General features: G+C 39.2%; 19 protein-coding genes and 2 pseudogenes. 6 read left to right on the forward strand and 15 right to left on the reverse strand.

Annotated elements, in window-relative coordinates; genetic code table 11:
• Nucleotides 1-18 precede the first annotated feature (18 nt).
• Together RRG12_RS02700 and RRG12_RS02705 are read left to right on the forward strand one after the other, a co-directional pair.
• Nucleotides 19-312, forward strand: a complete 294-nt coding sequence (locus tag RRG12_RS02700) for a hypothetical protein (protein ID WP_229556266.1) — start codon at nt 19-21, stop codon at nt 310-312.
• Nucleotides 279-698 (forward strand): hypothetical protein, encoded by a 420-nt coding sequence (locus RRG12_RS02705; protein WP_420758253.1) that lies wholly within the window; start codon nt 279-281, stop codon nt 696-698. The genes RRG12_RS02700 and RRG12_RS02705 overlap by 34 nt, the downstream gene beginning before the upstream one ends.
• A gap of 46 nt (nt 699-744) precedes the next feature.
• Here the strand turns inward: RRG12_RS02705 and RRG12_RS02710 are convergent, their stop codons facing one another.
• Both RRG12_RS02710 and RRG12_RS02715 read right to left on the reverse strand, forming a co-directional pair.
• Nucleotides 745-1,029 (reverse strand): hypothetical protein, encoded by a 285-nt coding sequence (locus RRG12_RS02710; RefSeq protein ID WP_335036260.1) that lies wholly within the window; start codon nt 1,027-1,029, stop codon nt 745-747.
• A 289-nt stretch (nt 1,030-1,318) separates the two neighbouring features.
• The gene (locus RRG12_RS02715; RefSeq protein WP_420758254.1) at nt 1,319-1,963 is read right to left on the reverse strand and encodes a hypothetical protein; all 645 of its coding nucleotides are present in this window, start codon (nt 1,961-1,963) and stop codon (nt 1,319-1,321) included.
• A gap of 140 nt (nt 1,964-2,103) precedes the next feature.
• Between RRG12_RS02715 and RRG12_RS02720 the strand changes: the two genes are divergently transcribed.
• Nucleotides 2,104-2,313: a hypothetical protein gene (locus RRG12_RS02720; protein ID WP_334896152.1), complete on the forward strand. Its 210-nt coding sequence runs from the start codon at nt 2,104-2,106 to the stop codon at nt 2,311-2,313.
• Here the strand turns inward: RRG12_RS02720 and RRG12_RS02725 are convergent.
• The gene (locus RRG12_RS02725; protein ID WP_420758282.1) at nt 2,265-2,459 is read right to left on the reverse strand and encodes a DNA cytosine methyltransferase; all 195 of its coding nucleotides are present in this window, start codon (nt 2,457-2,459) and stop codon (nt 2,265-2,267) included. The genes RRG12_RS02720 and RRG12_RS02725 overlap by 49 nt on opposite strands.
• On the opposite strand from RRG12_RS02725, the gene RRG12_RS02730 reads away from it, so the two are divergent.
• On the forward strand, nt 2,400-2,627 hold the full coding sequence (locus RRG12_RS02730; protein WP_420758285.1) for a hypothetical protein: 228 nt from the start codon (nt 2,400-2,402) through the stop codon (nt 2,625-2,627). The genes RRG12_RS02725 and RRG12_RS02730 overlap by 60 nt on opposite strands.
• Before the next feature lie 83 nt (nt 2,628-2,710).
• On the opposite strand, the gene RRG12_RS02735 is transcribed toward RRG12_RS02730, so the two are convergent.
• Both RRG12_RS02735 and RRG12_RS02740 read right to left on the reverse strand, forming a co-directional pair.
• Complete coding sequence (locus RRG12_RS02735; RefSeq protein ID WP_420758283.1) at nt 2,711-3,172, reverse strand: DNA cytosine methyltransferase; 462 nt, start codon at nt 3,170-3,172, stop codon at nt 2,711-2,713.
• Nucleotides 3,173-3,324: 152 nt separating this feature from the next.
• Nucleotides 3,325-4,335 (reverse strand): annotated as a pseudogene (locus RRG12_RS02740) (group II intron reverse transcriptase); the annotation flags it as partial.
• A 383-nt stretch (nt 4,336-4,718) separates the two neighbouring features.
• On the opposite strand from RRG12_RS02740, the gene RRG12_RS02745 reads away from it, so the two are divergent.
• Nucleotides 4,719-6,764, forward strand: coding sequence for a recombinase family protein (locus RRG12_RS02745; RefSeq protein WP_420758255.1), 2,046 nt, complete (start codon nt 4,719-4,721; stop codon nt 6,762-6,764).
• A 20-nt stretch (nt 6,765-6,784) separates the two neighbouring features.
• Here the strand turns inward: RRG12_RS02745 and RRG12_RS02750 are convergent.
• The 9 genes and pseudogenes from RRG12_RS02750 to RRG12_RS02790 form a co-directional block, all read right to left on the reverse strand.
• Nucleotides 6,785-7,360 (reverse strand): annotated as a pseudogene (locus RRG12_RS02750) (reverse transcriptase N-terminal domain-containing protein); the annotation flags it as partial.
• Nucleotides 7,361-7,901: 541 nt separating this feature from the next.
• Nucleotides 7,902-8,159 (reverse strand): hypothetical protein, encoded by a 258-nt coding sequence (locus RRG12_RS02755; protein WP_420758256.1) that lies wholly within the window; start codon nt 8,157-8,159, stop codon nt 7,902-7,904.
• Between the two features lie 131 nt (nt 8,160-8,290).
• Nucleotides 8,291-10,258, reverse strand: a complete 1,968-nt coding sequence (locus RRG12_RS02760; RefSeq protein WP_420758257.1) for an AIPR family protein — start codon at nt 10,256-10,258, stop codon at nt 8,291-8,293.
• A gap of 124 nt (nt 10,259-10,382) precedes the next feature.
• On the reverse strand, nt 10,383-11,393 hold the full coding sequence (locus RRG12_RS02765) for a PD-(D/E)XK motif protein (protein WP_420758258.1): 1,011 nt from the start codon (nt 11,391-11,393) through the stop codon (nt 10,383-10,385).
• Between the two features lie 5 nt (nt 11,394-11,398).
• On the reverse strand, nt 11,399-14,173 hold the full coding sequence (locus RRG12_RS02770; RefSeq protein ID WP_420758259.1) for a Z1 domain-containing protein: 2,775 nt from the start codon (nt 14,171-14,173) through the stop codon (nt 11,399-11,401).
• A 26-nt stretch (nt 14,174-14,199) separates the two neighbouring features.
• Nucleotides 14,200-15,693 (reverse strand): ATP-binding protein, encoded by a 1,494-nt coding sequence (locus RRG12_RS02775; RefSeq protein WP_420758260.1) that lies wholly within the window; start codon nt 15,691-15,693, stop codon nt 14,200-14,202.
• Nucleotides 15,694-15,833: 140 nt separating this feature from the next.
• Nucleotides 15,834-17,075, reverse strand: a complete 1,242-nt coding sequence (locus tag RRG12_RS02780) for a DNA cytosine methyltransferase (protein WP_420758261.1) — start codon at nt 17,073-17,075, stop codon at nt 15,834-15,836.
• Between the two features lie 455 nt (nt 17,076-17,530).
• Nucleotides 17,531-18,037: a transposase family protein gene (locus RRG12_RS02785; protein ID WP_420758262.1), complete on the reverse strand. Its 507-nt coding sequence runs from the start codon at nt 18,035-18,037 to the stop codon at nt 17,531-17,533.
• A gap of 417 nt (nt 18,038-18,454) precedes the next feature.
• Nucleotides 18,455-19,672: an ISNCY family transposase gene (locus RRG12_RS02790; protein ID WP_420758284.1), complete on the reverse strand. Its 1,218-nt coding sequence runs from the start codon at nt 19,670-19,672 to the stop codon at nt 18,455-18,457.
• Nucleotides 19,673-20,172: 500 nt separating this feature from the next.
• Here RRG12_RS02790 and RRG12_RS02795 point away from each other — a divergent pair, with 500 nt between their 5' ends.
• Nucleotides 20,173-21,459, forward strand: coding sequence for a DNA cytosine methyltransferase (locus RRG12_RS02795; RefSeq protein ID WP_420758263.1), 1,287 nt, complete (start codon nt 20,173-20,175; stop codon nt 21,457-21,459).
• 243 nt (nt 21,460-21,702) lie between these two features.
• Here RRG12_RS02795 and drmB read toward each other — a convergent pair whose 3' ends face one another.
• Entirely contained in the window at nt 21,703-23,532 is a 1,830-nt protein-coding gene (drmB, locus tag RRG12_RS02800; protein ID WP_420758264.1) for a DrmB family protein, read from the reverse strand.

The following is a 23,532-nucleotide window of genomic DNA, read 5'->3' on the forward strand; positions in this document are numbered from 1 at the left end:
GCAAGAGGTGATCGTACTATGAAAGAAGCGTCAATTTGGCTAGTGTTGGGGACGGTCGCCGCTTGTGCGATCGCATATTTCAGCACTGAAGCATATCAAAATTATTTGGAAACTGAGGCGATAAGTCAAAGGAAGCGAAAATGTGAGCAAATTTCACCATCTTGGAAACGAGAGGTGGAAGCAGTAACACAGAAATATGGAAAAAATATACCTCCGAATGAAGTAGAGCGCATTTCTAACTTACTTAAATCGAATGTATCTCATTATCAAATGCTGGATTGCGCCAAAATAGCCCCAAATTCGCTTCCTTAAATATTATATGTGCGTGGCTCAAGTCAGTTGGTGCAGAAACCTCGTTTGCACAGGACTTAAGTGATATCAGCCAGATGTTGCAAGAACTCGAACAGATTGCCCAAATTGTCGAGCAAAGGTTAGAGAAGCATGAAACACGAGGTCGCACATTAATGTTAAAAGTCAAGTTCTCTGACTATCAGCAGTTAACCCGCAGTAAAACAATGCTTGCTCCCATCAGTGAACTCTCTACGATTTTCGAGATAGCCAAAGCGCTGTTTGAGTCGATTGAACTGGAAAACCGCAGTATTAGGTTGCTGGGCATTTCCTTGTCCAACCTGGATAATGCCAAAGAAACCCAAGTGATTCAACTGCCACTATTTCAAGATTCAGGCATTATATTTTAGCGTAGGCTAGCAAGAACCACAGGCATAGTGCTGTTTAAATACTGACTCACCCACGACAAAAATCATCAACTCTCAACTCGCGCCAAACATCAGACGGTTGCCACCCGGAGTTACCCACAGAGCGGAGGGGGCGATAGTGTTCAGAAATGTATTCGGATTCGGAAATGTAGCCTTCAATGTACACAGGTGGGTTTGGTTCAATTACCGGTTCAGGAATATTTTGATTCTCAGGAATCTCAATGGGTTCAATCGGTGGTGGGGTTACTTCTGTTTTCTTGCGAACTGGGTTAGGGTTTTTTTTGATGAGTCGTTTCATATCTATAGGAATCATTCGGCTTTCCACAAAGAACGGATATCCCAGAATACAGGAAGTTATTAGCGAATCAGAGACATTTTGCCGAAAGTTTGTCTCTTCTGGGATGATTGCTGTAGGTAAGATTTGCAGTACTTACACAGAGGTATAAATAGTTATCAAAGTATAAGCTGAATTTGGAAAAGATGATTATAGTAAATTTATATACTCTATTGATGTGAATAGCTCAGTAGAGTATTTTTGTGAAAGTGCGCCTAACGTAAGCGATCGCCCAATTTAAATTCTGATTTTTTGTTTCTACCCCGATTTACCGAGCGGATACAATTAATTCTTCATCCAGAACTTCGCTCCACTCCTCATCCCAGGTTTGTTCGTTGTAGACCTTGGTGGCTTGAGCAATTTTCAGGCGATGAGCAACCGAAACACAATGTCTAGGTTGCCAAGCGATGTTCGGGTATTTACCTTGCAGATATCTCACAGCATCTTGACAATCATTAATTACTGGAATGTCTAAGTTTAGATACCTTCGCAACCCAATGCCTAAACGAATTGCCTCAATCTCATGGTTGTGAAAATAGTATTCTTCATCTTCAGGAGTGGAAATTAGTAGAACTCTGGCCCAAGAATGAATATTATAGACAGCTTTAGCTATAACTACATTGATATGTTGAGGCTTGTAGTTATCCAAAAAGTTATCTACAGCAGCTTCATCTTCTAAATCGATATCTACACCCTGTGCGAATAGTAAATCAGAGATATCATCAAACCCTTCAATGAAAGATTCGTGCCAATCTTGAATGGTTTGGGTGCTAAAAAATTTAGCAGCATCATCAAATAATATTTTTTCCCAGCCTGCATCTGTAGTTATTTGCTGGCCAGTTTTAGGGATAAACAGATTCTCGTGCGCCAACCACGGTGGGACATTCTTTTGCTTTTTTTTGTGTTTACCCATTTAAGAAGAAATGCAAATATATAAGAAATAGATGAAAAACCCCAACGTTCTCGTGAGGCTGGGGATACATTAGAAAACTCTTCCCCTATCATGACACAACTCAATACTGTCTCAACCACTTACAGTCTGGAGGTGGTAGCATGAACCAACCAACCTCCAAGCGCAAAAGACTCACCCCCACAACTCCCGATAAACCAAAGTCAGCCCTCAAACCAGCACAAGAGCCGGAAAATCCAAGCGCAGTCACGGTTGATGTAGAAGCGGTGGAAGTTCCAGAGATGACCGAGGAAGAACAGGTTAGTCATACTTTTGCTCCTTTCAAAATACTTTGTGCTGACATGAATAATTGAGTTGCTAAACTGGGAGGCACAGAATAGCCAATGATTGACCCCGCCGTAGCAGTTTCGTTAGGAAACTCGTACCAACCGGGAAACCCTTGCAAGATTGCAGCCCCTTCAATAGACAAGGATTTGACAGTACCATCCGGCAACCAGATATCAGCAAACTTACTACGGTTGCAACCTTTGTGATCGGTGAAATGCGATCGCCTCCGGCGGGCGCTCGCGCCATCGCAGAATGGTGTTACAGGGCAAGTATGCAGGTTTATACTTGGACTGTGAACGTCCCCCAACTCTCTGTATTAGCAATGGCGTTGGTTCATTAGTTGCCAGAAATTGTTCTACCGCTTGCCGTTGTTTGGGGAGTAGTTGGGAATCGGTCATGCTAGGGATGAGATGCGTGATCGCCTCATACCCAACCACAAGGTGTAGCTCCCGAAGGTAGGGCAACATGAAAACCCCTACTGGCAACCAGAACTAACCGCCGCCGCGCCTGGGGCAACCCAAAGTCGGCCATGTTGACCACACTGTAATTGACCAAGTATCCCTCTTGTTCCAAAGCTGACAGAATGATACTGAAACTCTGACTGTTCTGATAGCGCGGTACATTCTCCAGCGTAAACACCTGTGGCTGCAACTGTCGGATGGCTTCAGCTACCGCGATCGCAGCCGTCAAATCATCAGCCGTTTCAAGCGCAACACCCGCTTTGGCTGTGTGAGCTTGGCTGAAGTTGGCGCACACCGGGGAGGCGTGGAGATAGTCGGGGCGGCGGGGAAAACCTAGAAATCCTAACCGTGCTACTTCTTGAACTGTTAGCTGGATTATTCTACAGCCATACTCACTAAAGTTGCGGTGATGAGTTTTGGCGATCGCCTAACTTAAATCTGGTTTTGTGGGGTCGAACTCCACTGCGATGACTGGGCGAATACCAGCTTGGGTAGAGTCGATGCCCGGTATTATCCGGGGCACCTCTCTGTTAAATCTGGGCGTGCGACTTTCACCGCACCCAGCTTCCGATGTTCTCAGCTTGCGCTTTTGCTCATGTGTTTGTAATCGTGGCAACTCTCGTGAATTGCTTCCAGATTATTTTTCTTCCAGTTGGCGTGATTTCCATCAATGTGATGCAGATGAATCCGTTCTTCATCGATGAATTTTAAACCGCAGGAGGCACATCTATGGTTTTGCTTCTTGAGAGCAAAAGAGGTTTCGCCGTCGTAGAGCTTACTTTTACGTTCGCTCCAGTAGGCTATATTTCCGTCATAGGGGGATTTTATTCCTTGAACCATGACGTGTTTATTTTCGGAGTAAGGAACTGCTGGGAATGCCTTTTTAACTAACTCCTCGCTTGTGTGGCGTGTTTGCTTGGTTTCCTTGTTGAATACCGTGTAGGCTCTTTTTTCAATGTGGTATAACGAGTTTCTAGACCCGTCCATCTTGCAGAACTTATGGTAATTTCTCCAACCTCTAACTACCGGGGCTAGTTTCTCAGCCTTTGTGGTAGCACCATAATTCGAGTTGTTGACGATGTGTTTTACTTTCTTACGGAACGCTTTAAAGTTGTCCACTGAGGGAGTACATCTAAACTTTCCGTTTTTCTGGACTTTGAAGTGCCAGCCGAGGAAATCAAACCCATCTGTCGCGGCGGTAACTTTGGTTTTCTTTTGGCTTACATTCATTCCGCGTTTGCGGAGGAACTCGCTGATTCTTTCAAGTATCTCTATCGCGTTATCTTCGGGTCGGAGTATAATAACCATGTCATCCGCGTATCGGATTGATGGCTCGGCAATTCGTTCTGCCGATGTTTTGGGTGTAATCCTTTTACCATCTCTGTATTGAGAGTGGTATCTGTGTATACTCTCAATTCCGTTGAGTGCAATATTTGCTAGTAATGGGCTGACCACTCCCCCTTGGGGTGTTCCTTGTTGGGGAAATCCTGGATTGACTCCTGCTTTGAGGCATCGGAAGATACCGAGTTTTAAGCCTTTGGGGGCGATGAGTTCGTCCATTATTGCTGAGTGATTAATCCTGTCGAACGAACCCATTACTTAATGCCCATCTCAAGAACCCATCAGAAGATTTAACCCAAATTGAAGTGACTGATGTGATGCACCCACTCTTTGGAAGAAGGTTTGCAGTGATATCCATCTCAAACCCACCAAGTGGTTTAGGTCATGTAGTAGTAGCCTATCAAAGTCATATGCGCTTACGCATTCCAATATCTGTAACCCAACTAGCTCTGCCAAAGCAGTATTTATGTACTAAGCTCACATTAGAGAGTGTGGCCGAGTTGGTCACATTAGTTAAACAATGTGAGGTTTTATGTCAATCCCACCCCGTGAAATCTGGGAACGCCTCACCCCTTCCCTCCAAGAAGTAATCACAGATGAACTGCAAACGGTCTTCCAGGAGGTAATTTATGAGTACCTCAGAACTAGTAACACTCCAGCACCTGAACCGCAAAGCGATAATCTACATTCGTCAGTCTACCCCGCATCAATTAATCAGCAACCAGGAGAGCCTGCGTCTGCAATACGCTCTGCGCCAGCGAGCTATAGAACTGGGTTGGTCGGATAATAACATTGAAGTAATTGACAGTGATTTAGGAATCACCGCAGCAAGTGCAGAGCAACGACCAGGCTTTAAAGAATTGTTAGCCCAAGTAACCCTGGGATTAGTAGGAATTATCCTCTCTTATGATGTTACTCGCCTGTCACGTAATTGCTCAGACTGGTATCCCCTGCTGGACTTGTGCGGTTACAGAGGTTGTTTGATTGCTGACAGAGATGGGGTTTATGATCCAAGTAGTGCCAATGGTCGATTATTGCTGGGACTCAAAGGACAAATCTCAGAAGTAGAGTTGCATACGATTCGTTCTCGGTTAAATGCCGGAATTCTGAGCAAAGCTGGGCGTGGTGAACTGGCACTGACCTTACCCGTGGGTTTGGTTCGTAATGAACTGGGAGTGGTAAACAAAGACCCAAATCGTGAAGTGATTGACCGAATTAACTTAGTGTTTGAAATTTTTGGACAACGCAAGTCAGCATCCAAAGTGTTGGAGACGTTCAACCGTGAAGGGCTGCTGCTGCCGCGAAGGAATCGATTCGGCGATATTGTCTGGCGTAACCCGAGCGTGGCAAGTATCATATCAATCCTGAAAAACCCTGCCTACGCTGGTGCGTTTGTCTATGGACGTACACGTACTTTGAAACGTGGTTTGGTTTCAAATCAACCACAACAAAAGCATTTACCAATGGCAGAATGGAAAATCCGAGTCAATGACATATATCCGGCTTACATCAGTTGGCAAACCTACGAGCGTAATCAGGCACAGCTTATGGACAACTATGCTGAGTATGACCGTAATAAAACCCGTGGTATTCCTCGCCCTGGTGCAGCATTATTGCATGGGATAGTTTACTGTGGCGAATGTGGCCACAAGATGGTTGTCCAGTATAAAGGTGCAACCCGCTATATTTGCAACTCCTTACGGCAGCAGTATCGTGTGCCTGTTTGTCAGTATATTCCGGCTTCGGCAATTGATCAGTACGTAGTCAATGCATTTTTAGAAGCACTGTCGTCAGTGGAGCTTGATGCCTATCACAAAGCTATCAAAACCCAACAGCAGTCACAAGAGACAGTGGAACGGGCGCATTCTCAACAAATACAGCGCTTACAGTATCAAGTAGCACTAGCCGAAAGACAGTTTAATCGAGTTGACCCGGATAACCGATTGGTGGCTGCCGAACTTGAACTTCGTTGGGAAAACGCTTTACGCGAACTCAAGCTTGCCAAAGATTACTATGCTCAACGCCAGCGACCTCAAACAGTAGATCAAATCCCAAAAGAACTCAAAGCCGCTTTCATTACCATTGGGCAAAAGCTCCCTGAACTTTGGCAAAGTGATACCTTAACCCAAGTCCAAAAAAAATCTTTACTCCGCTGTTTGATTGATAAGGTTGTTATTCATCGTGTTGTCCGTGATACAGTCCGGACTCGGATTATTTGGAAAGGCGGTGAAAGTACTACTGTTGATCTTCCTATTCCAGTTGGTTCGTTTTCTGAAATGACGGGAGCAACTGAATTAGAAAATCGCATCATTGCTATGAGCCAGCAAGGTATTGACGACCAGACTATTGCTCTTACACTGACGAAGCTTGGTTATCGCTCACCACTTTGCAAAACTCTGTTACCCAGTACGGTTAAAACTTTGAGGCTCAAACATCATATTTTCCACTCGTCGAGCCAGTCTCATCCCCGTCAGATTTCGGGTTATCTAACGGTTCCCCAAGTTGCCAAGTCGTTAGAACTTTCACCCCATTGGATCTACGATCGCATTCATAAGGGAACGATCGCCATTAGCAAGGATGAATCAACTGGGCTTTATCTTTTCCCTGATGTGCCTGGTACGCTTGAGCAATTCCAAAAACTCAAAGCTGGACTCGTCTACAACTTGCGTTTTTGATAGGAGTATCAAGATGTCTAATCAAAGCACTTTTCGATATCGAGTTCGATTACTCGTTTCTCTATTCCGTTGGCTTTGGAGCTAAGGTTTAAAAAGATGTACTTTTGTGCATCGTGGGCAGAGCGCCCAGTTCTAAACCCATAACTCCTGGCGTGGAAAGTGGCTTCGTGTGCTGGTTCGAGTGCGTATTTTGCGAGGCATTGCCAGCACCTATCCGCGATGGTAGGTATCTTAAGCATTCTAGTAGTCCCGTCCTTTTTGGGGATGGGGATTTCCCGTAAGCCTTGATGTTTCCAATTTCCACTATTCATTTTCAGTAATTCTTCAAGGTTGAAGCGTTCTTCAAATGAGAGGGATTTTTTGCCATCAATACCAGCCGTCTTTTTACCAGCATTTAGCTGAGATACAAGTCTTATTGCAAGAAATCGAGCCGAGGTTGATTTTAGAATAAGCTTTTGGAGTGACCGAGCTTTCCGCTTGTCTCCAACAAGAACCGCTTTAAATACGCGCTTTTGAAGGCGGAAAAGGTTACGGCGGAATTTCTTCCACGGTAAGGCTCTCCAAGATTCACTAGTATGTTTACTGTGTCTAATCATTTTCTCTTCTGGAGTTTGTATTTTCTGAACACCTCAGACCAATTACGGTCTGTCCTACCCGAATTGTGGGGATTCCTCCGCTCGTCTGGGCTACTTGGGGAACGAAAGCCCCTAGACCCACAACTCGTTTTTATTCGTTCCCTCGGAGAGATTGATTGTTCCGTTAGATGTAGCCACTTCGACTGCTGGATTCCCTAGACTCATGCCGTTACTATGGCGTTGTTCGGCGGGAATGAACTCCAGTGAGGTCAGGGAATTTTGCGTTGCGCCCTGCCTGCGGGTAAGTCGCTTTTCTAGGCTCTGTTTCACCGTAGGAACTCCCTATTAGCGCCAGTGTCAACCCGCAACGGTCGTCTGATTGCGCCCTGTTCCCAGCTTCACTCTACAAGAACCGAGCTTGTTCGGTGTGGGCAGGTAAGGAGTCAATTCTGAGTCTGAATGGCAGGGCTTTCACCTGCATCTGACCGAGAGTTCAGCCTTTAGTGACAGTAATCTGCTGTCGGACTGGATTAGTTATTTACGGACTGATTACCGTGATTCACTAATCAACGAATCGCACCACCATCCCCGTTTCAATCCCGCCGCCACCAGCAAAAAGTACTACAGCGATCAGTGCATCATCTGGAAGAACTGGTTTTAATTTTGTGTTATCAAAATTTTTGCAGACATCTAAAATTTTTGGAGAGTACTTTTTAGTTTTCGCTTTGGTTTCTAAGTACGGGTAAAGACATCCAATTGATTGCTCCTGTTTGGCTTTGACCCCTTTCTCGCTTGCTTTTTCGGGTATCGTAGTTGACATAAACTGAGAAGTATTGAGGCGTAGTCCGTCTTATACATTGCTACCAGTTACTTTTGCAAACCAAATTGAGAGCAACGAATTATTTGATCAAAACGACAGATTGGTTGTCATCAATCCAAACCCTTTTGCATCTAAAATAGAATTAGTTGAGTAAATTCTTCATTACTTTCATTCATATATTTAAATCCTAGTTGTTCTGCTTCTTGCAGAATATTTATACCCTGTTTAGCTTGCTTATAAGACGGATTCTTGCGTTTGGCGGCAAGTTTTCCAAGACTAAACGCTAAACTTCGCTGCCAAGATTGTAAATTCCTGGTTTCCTTTGCCCAATGAGCAAGTTGAAACCAATTATCAGCAGTCAATTCGCTGATTTGTGCAATAAGTTTTAAATCATCAGAATCAGGACTTTCAATTCCCTTGTCGATGTCATTTGGCTTGCTGTGAGAAACTGATATCAACTCTTGCCAGAATTCTTGTGGTATCTCAATTTTGATAGTTTGAATACGCTTCCAACATTCTTCTTTTTTGCACCATTCAGTTACATTACGACCGCCTGGAGGATTAAGAATAAATTGATGGACTAAGCGAGATACAATTTTTATGGCTTCTTGCAAAGCAGATGAAAGTCTTTGCTCTTTCCAAATTCGATCTAAGTCAATCCTTTGTGCGCTTTTGTTACTCAGATAAGCAATAGTATAGGTTACAATATTTGCACGATAGCCACCAAATTTCTGGGCTTGGACAATCTTTTCTGTTTGTCTAAATAGAATTACTTTGGAAATGAGTCGCTTAAAATATTCTTCATTTGGTTGAAATTTACCACGTTTGTCTAGTTGAATTGTAAATTCACGAAAGTTTTTTTCAGCACCAAGACTAACTAAATGAGGTAGTTGATTCCAAGTATTCTCAAATTTGGCTAAATCTGTTTTAGTAAATTTCTGTGAAGTGGGGTGGATTACGATAAAAGCTTTCTGTTTTGCTACCGTCCCCTCACTTCCCTTTGCATCAAGATACTGTCCTCTAGCTCTTTCATAAAACCAGCGAGTCTGTCGCTGTGTTCCATCAACTGCTGGTGCCCAGATAGTGCGAGATAATTCCTCAATTTTGATATGGAATGGATCGTTGGCCGAAAAATCCGCTTCACTAACTTTATTCTGATTGTTAGCGTAACGAGAGATAAGGGGAACAATTTCATTTACTTTTTCATGGGATACAACTGACAATTTCGCTTGTACATAAATACCAGATACATCTGCTTTATCTTTTCTTATTGCTTGATAAATTGATACAGTAGTTTGCCCTCCATTAACAATTTGTAAATCTTGCGCGGCTTTTATACCTTTACCTCCTCCAGGTAAATCGACTATCTCCACAGTCTCGGCAGTAGCAGAAATGCCATTGTTATAAGCTAAAAAACGATGAGGCTCTTCTAATATTGTTTGTCTAATTCCCTTATTAACTTTTCCTCTAGCTTGCAGAAATGAGCGGACGTTACGTTCTAACAAACGGGGACCATACTCAACATATATATTATAAAGAATATGACCAGGAATGATTGTAAGATAAGCAGTATAATCTGGATTAAGCTCTGGCATTGACAAACAAGGAATTGCCAGTCCATATTTAGATTCAAAGTCAATTTTTATAGTTTCTCGTTGTTGACCTGAAGTGACACATTTATAAGTTCTTTCAATATCCCAAACATGAAAAGAGCAGTTTATATTTTCAAGATCCTCATGTTTTTTAAGATTAATAGTTGTACGACCATCTGTAAACAAATACAACCTAACCTGGCTAATATGTGTTCTTAAATCATGAATTTGTAGCGCCATATCAAAGATAGCAGATGCTTCTTCAATAGAGTGATGATATCCTTTAAGTGCCTTTTTTAAAAATGTAGTAAGTCTGTGAAATCCTTTTTCTACATCTTGTTTAGAGACAGTTACAGGTGGAACAGTTTGAGTATATATAGAAGTAAACAGATTAAGGCATTCAAAGTCTTGATTAATACTGTAGCCATTAACTTTAATACCACGAGTACGGTGGTAGCAGACTTCTCCATCGTCTAGTTCTCCGGCATTAGTTAAGTATTCAATCATCAGGCGGGTAAATTCATCTTCTCGGAAAGAATCTCTCTCGCAATTTTCACTATCTCGTCCATCTTGGGAATTATTAATTACCTCTTGTCTGAGGTTTTCTGTAAATTGAATTAATTTGGTTTGTTCACTCATCGTTGCACCTGATTTCAGAAATCACATCTAGTTCTGTTATTGAAAATCGCTTACATTCTGCAACGCTGATGGTATAATTAACATTTCCAATGCCATTTCGCAAATCTGATTCCACAATTCGGGGAAAATCGCCTTGGACTTTAAAATAGTTAATCTCCCTTTGGGTATAGCTAATTTCTTTATAATAGGGAATATGTATATCCAGATAGCCAACTTCAAATAGAAGTGTTTCTAATGCTTCACTTGCTATAGGATCATTTTCTACTAATATTCTTATGCTGTTAACAATTTTTGGTAAAGATTCTCCTCTTCCTTGTCTAGCATCCAAGGATAAATGTAGAATAAACAGTCTACCTATACCAGTATCATCTAACTGTCGTTCACTATTAACAATTAGCTTTTGATGCTGCTTTTCTACAGTTGTCTTAACCTCAATCGCACAGTTTATAAATTGAAAATCCTGTTGTGTACCTTTAGGTCCAGTCCAGCTTTGAATCCCTTGATGTGAACCAAGTTTAGGAATAACAATGTGGCGTAGAAACCAAAGTTCACCATATAATCCTTGCTGTTGAGTTCGGTTAAGTCCTTCAGGTTTATGTTTTTCTAAAAAGGCTTGCCACCTTTGCAAACGGGTAATAAATTCAGCTACAGCATCTTTTTCATCAACTAGAGATGCAAGACGAGTCACTATATCTTGTACCAGTGTAGTGAAGATATCTTTATACCGATAATTTGTTAGTAATAGTTGAATAGTGACATAGGCTTCATTATCATTTGGTAGAGCAACACGCCTTACCTCAAAACTGCTCGATTTTGGGAAAACAATGCCTTTTGCAACAGATATATGCTTAATTCTCAGCATAAATAAACGTGTATTACTAGGCTGTTCTATTGCTAAGAAAACATCATAATTTAATTCTGGTATAAGGCGACGAGTAAGATAACCAGAAGATAATGCTCCGGTATCATTTTCTAATAGCTCCCAGGTATCTTGTACTATCATAAATACTAAAGCTGTTCTAAAAACGTGGGATTTACTCTATATTCAACCTCTGCCGTTATTTTGCTATTTGGGAAGCTAATTACAAAACCAATAATAGGTATTTTCGAGTTAGTAATCTCTTCTGGATCAAGTGGGTATAAGATAAGTAAGCCATTTGTAGATGGACGCTTTGAACGTATTACGTTAGGGCTTGGTGTAGGACTTATTTTTTCACCTTTCTTTATCCGTATATCATTACTTTCCGCAAGGATGTCTTCACGAGTTTCTTTTGGTAGATCCAGCCATTCATCGGGTGGACTAAGAAGATGAGACTTAGAAACTCGATATTCTTGTAGAAATTTAGATACATTTGTACGTTTAGTTAAACCAATATCATGACCCGCTATAGGGTAGCTATTTTTAGCTTTATTTTTAGATATTAAAATTACTGTCCATGATACCAATTCATTTAAGTGTAAGCGTGGCTTTATGTATTCTATAAGAAGTGATGTATTAGCAGTTTGGCATTTTTCATGTGATTTATAATCAGATAGAAAATTAATAATTTTGTCATAAGCGACTTTTTCCCAAATATAATTGTACTTCTCTGTTCTACTATATGCACTAATATTTACTAGCAATTCTTGAGTAACATCAAAATTTTTCTGATTTAGATTTTCTTGCTTGTAAAAGATAGTTGTTTCGCTGAGGCTTCTAGAATAAGATAAACTAATTGAAGTGCTTGCTCTCATTTTATTTGTCGCAGTCACGATAATTAGGTTATCGGGATGTGTACGAACCTTTAACCCGAAATCATCGGGTGTCGCACCTTCATAAGCCATTCGATCAAACTCTTGGCGTAATTCTTCATTGACAATAGCTATATGTTCATAGCGCTCGATTAGATCATCTGTTGTATAAAGGCGGCACAAGTCGAGATAACCTGGTCTATAGCCAAACCAACGTCCCATTTGCATCAAAGTGTCATACATCTTCGAGGTTCGGAGATAATAGCTTACAGTCAGACCTTCTAGGGTCAAACCACGAGAAAGCTTATTACCTCCTATGGCAATAACGTTCAGTCCCAGCCCCTTTTTTTTATATTCTTCGTATTCCAGTACGTCTCTAACCGTACCGTTAATTTTCTTAACTTGAATCTTGGACGCGGCGTGGTATAGTAGTACACTTATTTGTTCCCAAGATATACTATCAACTTCATCCAGAGGTACAAGCTTTGGCTCAGAGTCAGCTATCGACTTGCTAGTTGGCTTAAAGTCTTTTTCCCATAGTTGCTCAAAATCTTTTAATACCGATGATGTGTTCCCGTCGCCATACTCTAACCGTCTTCGCAGGTAAGTGAGATATTCTTGTACTTGATCTGTCACTTTTTCTTGTACGTCTGTGAACAAGGTCACATGTATCAGCATCGAGTTGTGTTCTTTCTCTTGCCCCCGTGCCATCCTTACAGCACAAGAAAGAATAAATGCCGTGATAGCCTCCTTGAGAGACCACGGAAATTCGCCGGGATTGTGGTCTTTTTTATGTTTATCTGGCATCCATTCTTTTTCGTCATCTATTGACCTAATAATAGGTAATCTTTCAATCTCATCAAGACTAATCGTTGGGTCGGCATCTAGCCCAAATACTTTGGAAGCGCCAATGTAGTTTGATGGTGTAGGTAAATTGATGATGAAACTTTGTGGAAACAAGTCGTCTCCATAGTTAGCATTTGTTACCTGTGGATGGATAAAAATATTGGCAAAAGGTGTCGCAGTATAACCGACATAAGCACTTTGCTCAAAACTGTGAAGTAGTTTTCTTATAAGTGCATTAATTGTCGTAGGGTCGTGTTCTTCTATAAGATTGCCATTTTCATCCAAAGCTAGAGGATTAGTATCTATTGACCCACTATCTGCTTCATCATCAAGAACAAGCAAGGGAACTTCTCTAACTACACGTCTTCCTGATTTTTCATCTTTCTCTCCTCGAACAGCTAATGCCCAGTTAAAAATATTAGTTAGTACAGATTTGTTCTTTTTAACAACGAGTAAGATAGGAACGTTACCTGGCACAACTCCAAATTGGGTAACTATTTTGCGATTAAAATCACCTTTCTGAGCGCTTGTGGTTCCAGAAAAAGGATATTGTGCTTTTTCCGTTGGAATCATACCAACACCTACTAAAGCATTCTTGTTTTCCTCGCTTGCTGTATATACCCGTGATGAATCAAAACCCAAAAAGCTTTCATCTAAACGAATTTGTGTTTGGCTCCGTAAACTGTCAGTCAAACCAGTTAGAACAATTATCAACTTGTATCCTGCATCAACTGCCTTACAAATCAAACCAGTATAGTTCCCTGTTTTGCCTGATTGAACTTCTCCTACAACCATTCCCCTTGTATCCCAAATACCTGGACGCTGAGGATCTTCTAAGCGTTCAAGAATTTCGTCAGTTTGTTGAGCAATACTATTAATAGTGGCTGGTGCCCACCCTTTCTCCTCTTCCAAATAACGAACGTAGCGATTCCAGAAATACCAGCTAATTTTGCTTCTGCGGTCAGGCAACCAAGGAATGTGATCTTCTTGATTATCAAGTATGGTAGCAGTACCTATCCAAATATTAAATATCGTTTCTAATTCTCGTACAAGTTTATCTTCATCAATTTGGATATCACGACTTTCTGAAATACGAAGCGTGGACATAGCAAGTCCAACTTTTTTCTGAATAATTTCTCTTGTGGGTCTTTGTTCACTCTTCAACAATACTTGTGCCATCTGACGAGCTTGATCGTAATCGTTCATTTCAGTTTTCCTATATAAATACTTTTTTATTCACCTAAACTATCTACCAATTCTTCAAAATGGTGAAATGGCTCCATAGTATTTAAACGTTTTTTAGCTTCAGTTGAAGATAATCCACTTTTAATTAGAGCTTTGTAAACTTGATTAATTACTTCTATCACTTCTTTGGAAGGTTCTCCCTCAAAAGGTTGACTTTGTTTATCTGAGCTTTCAGTACTGTCCAACCAAATCTGCTGAACAGGAATAGTTTCTTCGAGCAATCGAAGTAACGCCTTAATAACTTCATGATATTCTATAGGAATATTGAGCGCTTCTTGAACTAATGGATGTTCTGGATTAATAACATAAAAAACCTTGCCATGCTTAACCTTCTTTAACCAAGTAAAGAGGTAATTTGCTGAAGATTTTCTAGCAACAAGTTTTCCCCGATATCTGTATATATCTGTTGCTCTTTCTCGAGTCAGTTTTGCAATACGTCTAAAGTCTTCTCTTAAAGAAGCAGGTGGACGCGCTCTAGATTTTTTAACATCAATGCTCCAGTCGCTATCCATTGAATTTGGCAAATCAACTTGGATACGTACAAGCTTACAATGATCATCTCTTTGTAAACCTAAACCCAGCCAGTCACCTGCAACCAACATCCTCTTATTACGGTAAATATAAAAACCTTGTTGAGCATTCCAGCCATTTGGGCCAGCTGCTTGTTCATAGGTTGACTGATCTACTTTTGAGTGATGAGGTAGCACGTATGGTTGAATAACAACTGTATCTTCTCGAAAGTATAAATTTTCTTCTGGCAACCATTGTGTTGCTTTTTCATTTGTTAAGAATGGGTCCCAAGGCTTAACTAGGCGATCATTAATCCAAATTTGTAAGTTATTCTTGCGTCCCAAAAATCTATGAAATACCATCGCCAGATGGTTTTCTACATCTTCAATTATTTCTAAAAACCGTTTGTGTGCCCTTGAATCGTCAGTTTTTGTTTCCCCTACTAACCGATCCATACGCTCCCATAGCACGACGGTACCACTTTGCACTCTATTTAAGCAGGCCAGCCGACCTTCTGAATTTGATGCTGCTGAACGTAGTAACCGCCACTCTCTTATTTGACTTACATAATCCAAGTCCCAGCGTCGAGTCACAGAGTTTTGATTAACTGTCTTAGTGCAAACTGTGAGCCGTCTACACTGAGAAAAAGATGCCGTCTTAAGCCCTAAACCAAATCTTCCCAAATCATTTGGTTCTCTTTCATCTAGAGGATTACGGCTACCTAGTCGCATGGCATTTACTAGTTTCTCTTCCGTCATGCCTTTGCCATCATCCATGATGGATACATAAGACTCGGAACCATCCCAGTAAAATAGCAGCCATACGTTTTTTGCACCTGCTGATATACTGTTGTCAATGAGATCGGCAATTGCAGTTTGCACATTATATCCAAATGCCCTTAACGACTCCAGCATTGTAGGTGCTTGGGGTTCAACCAAATCATAACCGTCGTTCAACTGATCACAAATCATACGGTTGTAACCCCCGACTAAGTAATTTAGCTTAGTTGTTATAATGACATAATTTTCACTTATCTGTAAATAATTATCATTGTGTGATTAAATTATTTGGATTACTTGAAGCAAAGCTTAACAGTGTAGGTCGTAATTAACTAGAGTAAGCTAAGTTGCTTAACTTCTGGGTGTGTTTCATAGTACATTTGTACTTGCTTGACAATTGGTTTAGCGATCGCTTCTGCCAAAAGAGGTGGTACGGAATTTCCAACTAATTCAAACATTCTAGTCATGGGGGCATTGAAAACGAAGTGATCGGGGAAACTTTGCAGGCGAGCTGCTTCTCTAACCGAAATACTACGATTTTGTACAGGATGAATATAAGCTAGACAATCTTTCTGCATATGAGCGGTGAGAGTCCAAGAAGGTTTATTGTAAGGTAAGCGTTTATACTTGTCGTCAAAGATATCCCAACGATAACGCCTCATACTTTCGGGTAAATCCGTATACTTTCCACCTTGAGAAAGCATGGCAAAACAAATTATATCTAATGGGTTATGGGAGCGACAAATATGATTCATAACGCCATCTGGTTCTGGCATTTTAGTAATCTCTTTTCTCATTTTTTTCTGATAATTAGATTCTGGACGAGTTAAATAAGGCTTTTTAGTATCTTCTTGATGAAGTCCACTACTTTTGCTTTTTAAAGGCAAATATGGTGCGGTAAGTGAAATCAAATCACTTATCGCCTCGCCTACTGAAACTGGTTTCCGCTTAAATGGTTGAGGAAATTGAAATTCCAAGTCTAAATCTTTACGAATACCTACAATAAAAAGACGTTTCCTTATTTGAGGTACACCATAATCAGAAGCTATTAATACATTATGATGAATTCGGTAGCCAGGATAAGATTTTCTTTTTCGTGGTAAGCCAAACTCAAGCTCTTCAAGAATAGTCAAAAATATTTTTCTTTTTACTAAACTATCTACATTCTCCATTACAAAAAATGGTGGCTTATAAAAATCTAAAAATTCTACGAATTTTCGATATAAAAAGTTTCTGGGGTCACTTTCAACTATTTTACCTAATGAACGCATTTTACCAATACCTACTACTGAGTAGACTTGGCAGGGAGGTCCACCAATTAAAATATCTACTTCATCTGATTTTAAATTTAAATCATTAGGTTTAAGATTAATAATATCTTGAGGTTTAAGTTTCAGTTTACAGTTAGGAAAATTTTGATGATGAGTCCTAATAGCATGAGGATTGAGGTCTATTCCTCCTAAAATTTCACACCCAGCATTTTGAAAACCTAGTGCCATACCACCTGCACCACAAAATAAATCGAGAACAGTGGGTTTAACTTTATTAGAACTAACTAAATTTTTGGCTGGCATTTTTCAAAGTACTATAATTTTAATCATGATAAATCTAATTAATTTATATTTTCTTTTTTAATACACCAAATGTCAATACTTATATTGTTTAAAATTATAAAACTATTTGTTTATCTATTTTAGAAGTAAAGTTTGGGCAAATGTATAGCGATGAATTGAGCGTAGCGACAAATTAAAAGTTAATTTTTTGATCCTTCCAAGTTTATCGAAAGTCCGTCTAATTTGTAGAATTTACAATATGAATTTGTAAAAATTGTTTGATTTAACAGGTGATGTAGAAGGATTTAGATTGATGACAAACGATCTTCCCTCTTTGTCAAATGATTCGTCGCTCTATATCCGCAGTTCATCACAGCTTTTCACAAGGGACTTTCAAAAAATAAATTAGACCTCTTGCAAAAATTTTTGTGGTAGATTAAGGAGTTAAACAAATTGTCAAAAATTTAAATAGCATTTTATTTGAAGGTCATAGTTATACATAGCTTGGTTAAGTGACAACGCAATGCAAACTGTTTTCTGCCATTACGGTATCGCTGGCTAAAAATCAGAAATATTTTGAATGTACGGTTAACGTATTCAACAGCAACTTTTCGACGCGCTAAATCACGATTAAATTGCTTTTCTTCCTTGGTTAATTTACCTTTTATCGGTTTCTTTATTGGTACATAACTATGGGCATAAAATTTAGCGATTCCTTGGTAGCCGCTATCTTCTAAACTTTTAGTATGAGGATGAAAACGAACTTTATTGTGAATAAAGAGCCTGAAATCAAGTCTACGGACTGAATTATTGACAACACAAATCACTTGTAATCTTTCCAGGTCAATCACAAATTGAGACTTAAGCGTATGTCGTTTTTGTTTACCACTGAAAAAACGTTTCTGACCATATTTAGGTCCTTCTGTGGGACTTTCAGTTACATCCATTGCTAATGTTTTCGGTTCTTGTGATGGAGTCAACAATGACTTTTTTCCTCTTTAAATTCACGATTGGACAGTCGCAAAGTTTGTTCGGATCGCATTGGCACAACAAATTTATGTCAAAATTATTTACTTTACCATAAAATTATTCTGCAACATATCTATTCATTGACTGTAGCAGCAATTCTCATTATGAGAATGGGTATCACAACTTTTAGCGTAAGACTAACTGATGGAACATGAAATCTATTGAGAATGTTGCTGAATAATGAATTGAAGGTATGTATGGCTATTGAAAACAAATTAATAGGTGCAAGAATCCACCAAGTAATACATAGAATGGGAAAAATACCCATGTATTACACGGAATTATGAATATTCTCAAAAATGATGTTTTCAGCTTGAGTTAGGATGAAACTCTAATTCCAAACCGTGGATCATAAAGTCGAGTAGATTGTCCTAGGAATCAAAGTAGAGATAACGGGTTAAAGCTCGTAAATCATCAAAAAAGGTCTTGCGCGTTGGTAAATGCTGGCGAATAAATTGGTATTTTTCCGAAGTGAGGTCAAGTAGAGTATGAAATAGAAATGCCAGAATGTTAAAGGTAGCTAATAGGGAAGATAAATGGTTTTTACCATGTCCAAAGTTGTGTTCTAAGTTATAACCCTTGGTCTTAAGTGTATTGTTATTTTCGTTTTCAACTTTCCATCTGGTGCGACCAGCCGATACAATTGCCTCAACGTTAATATCAGTGATTTGATGATTTGTGGCAAAGCTGTTTTTGTAAACCATAGTGCCATCAGAGCGAGTAACAGTTAATTCACACCAGTTAACTAATAAGCCATCTTCACCATCCCGCAAGGGAATTTGATTCACATAACGATACTTATAAATCTCATAAATTTTACCTTTCCACCGTTTAATACTTAATGTATCAAGAGGCATTTCTTCTAACCACTCATAAAGTGTTTTATGGGATTTAGGCTGACACACGAGAACAAAATTTAACTGCTTCATCAAAAGCAATTCACATAAAGGTTGATGACAATAAAGATCATCCCCTAAGATGATAATACCAAGAGATGAATACTGTAAACCATATTTCTCAATCCAACGCTTTGCCGCCGCATTTTCACAATCTTGCTTTTGATGTCCATCTTGAGGCACTACAAATTCTGGTATCAAGGGGATTACTTTGGAATTACCAGGACTAACAATTACTGGTGTTACCACTGTATGAAAATACTGAGTTGTTCTATTTCTAAAAGTTCTGCTCGAACAATGTTGGCAGTGGATCTGATTGGAGGAAAAATATTCTGTCCCATCCAGAACTATCAATAAATTATTTTTCAAAGAGCGAAACGCTTCCAGATGTTTACCTTGCTCTAATGCTCTAAAAATCTCATAAAACACCGGAAATACTACAGATGGTTCCACATCATCCAGCAAGTCTCTGATATGGTTATTTGTGGGAATCTGATGTACTCCAAATAAGCTTTGAGCATTGTTATGCCCTTTTTTCTGCGCCATTGACTTTTGATGAGCCAGAAATGAAGGACTTTGAGTAAAAAATACTGAAAATGCGCTTAATGCTGCATCGCTCATCTGATAGTATTTGTTTTTACCTATTTGTTTATCAGGTAAATTTTTCAGGGTTGAGTGAAAGTATTGCACTATTTCATCAAAAATTCCTGACTGATTCAAAAAAGCCCCTGCACTTACGAGTATTGAGATACAAAAACCATACCTTTAACTGAAAATTTTGCATAGATGCTGATGATACTGATAATTATTCTCATGATGAGAATTGCTGAGAACGTATAGCGTCACTTGATAGCCCATTTGCTGAAGCATTACTAGTCAGATTTACTCGATTTTTTGGTAGATTAGGAACACTTGATTGTGATACAGTGGGTATTTTTGAAAAGCTACGTAGCTTTGCCGAAATAGTTGAAGATGACATATAAATATAAGCAAATATTGCATACTTTAATTTTATAGTTTAGAACCTAATTAATTAGACTTAATTTTGCTTTTTTACTTATAAAGCTATGATATAATACTGTAAAATAAATGCAAGCTAATTAGATAAAAGCTTGTATAAATGCAGGAAAAAATTGTGATTTTACAGCTGATATTTACAAAGGTTACACTAATTAGTTTATTACAGATTATAGATGGCAATGAGTAGTAAGATATATAGAAGACCTACAGTACTAGATTTATTTTGTGGTGCTGGTGGAATGAGTTTAGGATTTCAAAATGCTGGTTGTGAAATATTGGGAGGAATTGATAAAAATCCACATGCTATCAAGACTCATCATAAAAACTTTCCTAATTGTAAGCTTAAGCTTGATGCCATAGAAATTGAATCTATTATAGATTTCCATAAATTAAATATAGCCCCTGGAGAGGTTGATATTTTAATTGGTGGTCCGCCTTGCCAAGTTTTTTCATTAGTTGGTATAGGAAAAATGAAATCCTTGAAAAAGGATATAGAAAAAGATCCAAGAAATTTTCTTTATACAAATTTTATAGAATTCATAAACTATTATAAACCTCCCTTTTTTGTGATGGAGAATGTAGATAATTTAGAGAATAAAGTTATTTTTAATAAAATTATTAGTCAGCTAGAGTTAGGTTTACCTAAACATAAAGATACATATCCAATATACAGTATTAATCATAAAGTTTTAACAGCTTCAGATTATGGTGTCCCTCAAGCAAGAAAGCGGCTCTTTATAATAGGCATACGTCGAGATTTAGCATTCAGTTTTGATTTTGAAATGATACAAAAAGTTCCAGTTACATCTGTAGAAGAAGCTATCAGTGATTTATTACCATTATATCCTTCATCTCGATATACACCTCTTATCTCTTTATATATGCGATATTTAGCTTTAAATGGAAAAGCAACTGGTCTTGCAGGTGAAAAACAAAATGATAGGAAAAAACCTTATTTTTGTCCACCTCAATCAGAGTATCAAAAAAAAATGAGAAAAAATTTAGTTCAAGAAGAAGATATGGAAGGAGTATGGAACCATTTTTGCCGATCTCATAATCCAGTGGATTTAGTTTGCTTTGCTATGATCCCTCCAGGAGGGAAATACATGAATTTGCCTGAATCAATGAGACGCTACAGATGGGATATTTTTAATGATAAATATAAGCGTTTACCATTAGATAAACCTTCTTGGACATTGACAGCTCATATGCGAAAAGACTGCCTAGCTTATATTCATCCAAAACAAAATCGCACTATCTCTGTTAGAGAAGCTGCTAGACTGCAAAGTTTTCCAGACGATTTTGTATTTGAGGCCCCAATGACTAGAATGTTCGAATTAGTTGGAAATTCTGTCCCTCCTCTCCTAGCAGAAGCTATAGCAAAACCTATTGTTAAGCAAATCATAGAAAGATTGTATTTCTCTCCTAATAAACAGTATTTGCTTGGGGCTGAGGAGTAAGATCAAAACCTAAAGCTAGAGCCTTTTTCTATAGGTTATTCATAACTCTTTCTTGGTAACGTTACTCATAATAATCCATGCTAGTATCTTTATATTTGCGTCCATTCATCCAAAGTCGATAAAAATTCGTGCCAGCTTATGAGCAGTAGCTGTGATAGCTCTGGGCGTAACAATGGTTAGAACATAAGTAACGATAAAAAGCATCCAAGGCAGATGCTATATCAGCGACTACTGTTTCTACTGTTAGAGTAAATTTTCTAATAGCAATTGCCTATCAAGTAAAGTATTTCTATGCTCACAAGAAGTTTCAGAAATCAATTGGCAAGCATAGCAAGCAGAGCCATTAACTTTATCTTCCCCAAATTCTTCTTCAATACAAATTGGGTCATTAGAGCAAGCATCTATGTTGCGTAACGCAGACATAAGAATGCGTTCAAAATGAGGTACTAAGCCAATTAGTCCTCCCAATGTGCCATCACCTCCTGACTGGGCTGTATAAAGTAGTAAACCACCAACGGTTTTATTATTTTCTGTATAGGTGTAGACCCGTTCCCTAATGGCAGCCGAGGAATAACCAGAATCTACCGAGAGCGCTGTGATTAAACGATGACTTAGTGTATGCCACCAGACAAAGACGGGGTGTAAATAACTCCTCTGACTTCCGGGCATAGCCTTGATTTTTTGGTAGCCATTAGTTGAATTATAAGCTGATAACCAACGAGTATAAGCCAAACCTTTCAATGCAAAATGTTCTGAAACGCCTTTTGGTTCTTCTGTAGATATCAAATCTAAAAAAATACCTTCACCAAATAACTCAACACCCGGATGCCAAGCAATAGTTTCATTAGGTGGTTTATACTCAACAGCGACAACTTTAGGTTGTGGATCATCCTTATCTGTGCTAATTGGTCGTGTGTAACCAACCTGTACCATTACTACTCGTAAGCGGCTAAGGGGTGTAACCCTTAAAATTCGCCCCGAGCCTAACGTGAATGTTTCCACATTTTCGTGGTGAACTTCAAACTGATTTGGACCACCTGGTTTATCTGAACGATGTGATGGAGCGCCATAACAAGCAGCATTACTCAGACTTTTAAACTCTTCCTGTTTTAGGTTTTCTTCAGTTGCGTTGCGTTGTCTTGTTTGCTCATTAAGAACATCATTGACTGCATTCTTGATTTCTTGTTCATCATATTGTTTAATAGTTTCGGCAGATGTTGGGTCTAGAAGTCGTCTTGTTACCAAAGTATCTAACATCTGGACAATTTGAGATTTGGACTCTACATTTATAGGCAAAGCAGCAAGAATAGCCCGACTTTGTAGCAACCGATGTAAAGCTGTATCCAGTGGTGGAATTGTTAGAGCAGTTTTGAGTTCAGACACTCTTAAATTAGCGGCACCACGCTGAATAATTTTGGATCGTTTCTCACATCCTGCTGGATCTTCTTTTCGTTCTGCAAATCTACCACTACATTGAAAATCTCTAGAGTAAGCTTTTCCAAAATTTTCTGTCCCGCTACAACTGGGACAGATAATCTGTATATTTCTGATCGCACCTCCACCCCCTTCCCATTTGTAAAAGTCTGTTCCCTGACATTCTGGTTTATGTTTTATCAGTGAGCGCCACGAGACTTCATTCAGATGTCCATGAGAACAAGCTAGAACAAATCTGACTGCCTCCTCACGAGATTTCTCCCAAGCCTTATAAGGAGTTTGTAGTTGTCCACAACTTGGGCAACCAATTTTTTCCTCTCTTCTATGTTGATAGAGAATTCCATGTTTTGTACATAAAGACCAAGTAGGAAAATAGTAAGCATGGTAAACTGAAATGCTTTCAGGTTTTCCCAAATCAGCATTGGAGGGAATATAGAAAATTTTATTGCCATTGAGTAATGTTTGAGAGAGCCTCAAGTCTGTAATTTCATAATCTTCAGGTCTACGCCCATTGTCAAATAACTTGGATTGGCTTGGTGCTGCGATCACCACCGGGCCATCTGGTGTTTCTAGAATACTACCTGGTCCAAAGGTGGTGATGTATTGTGAAGGACGCAATGATTGACCTCTACTTGCCAT

Source organism: Nostoc sp. CALU 546 (genome assembly GCF_048836525.1).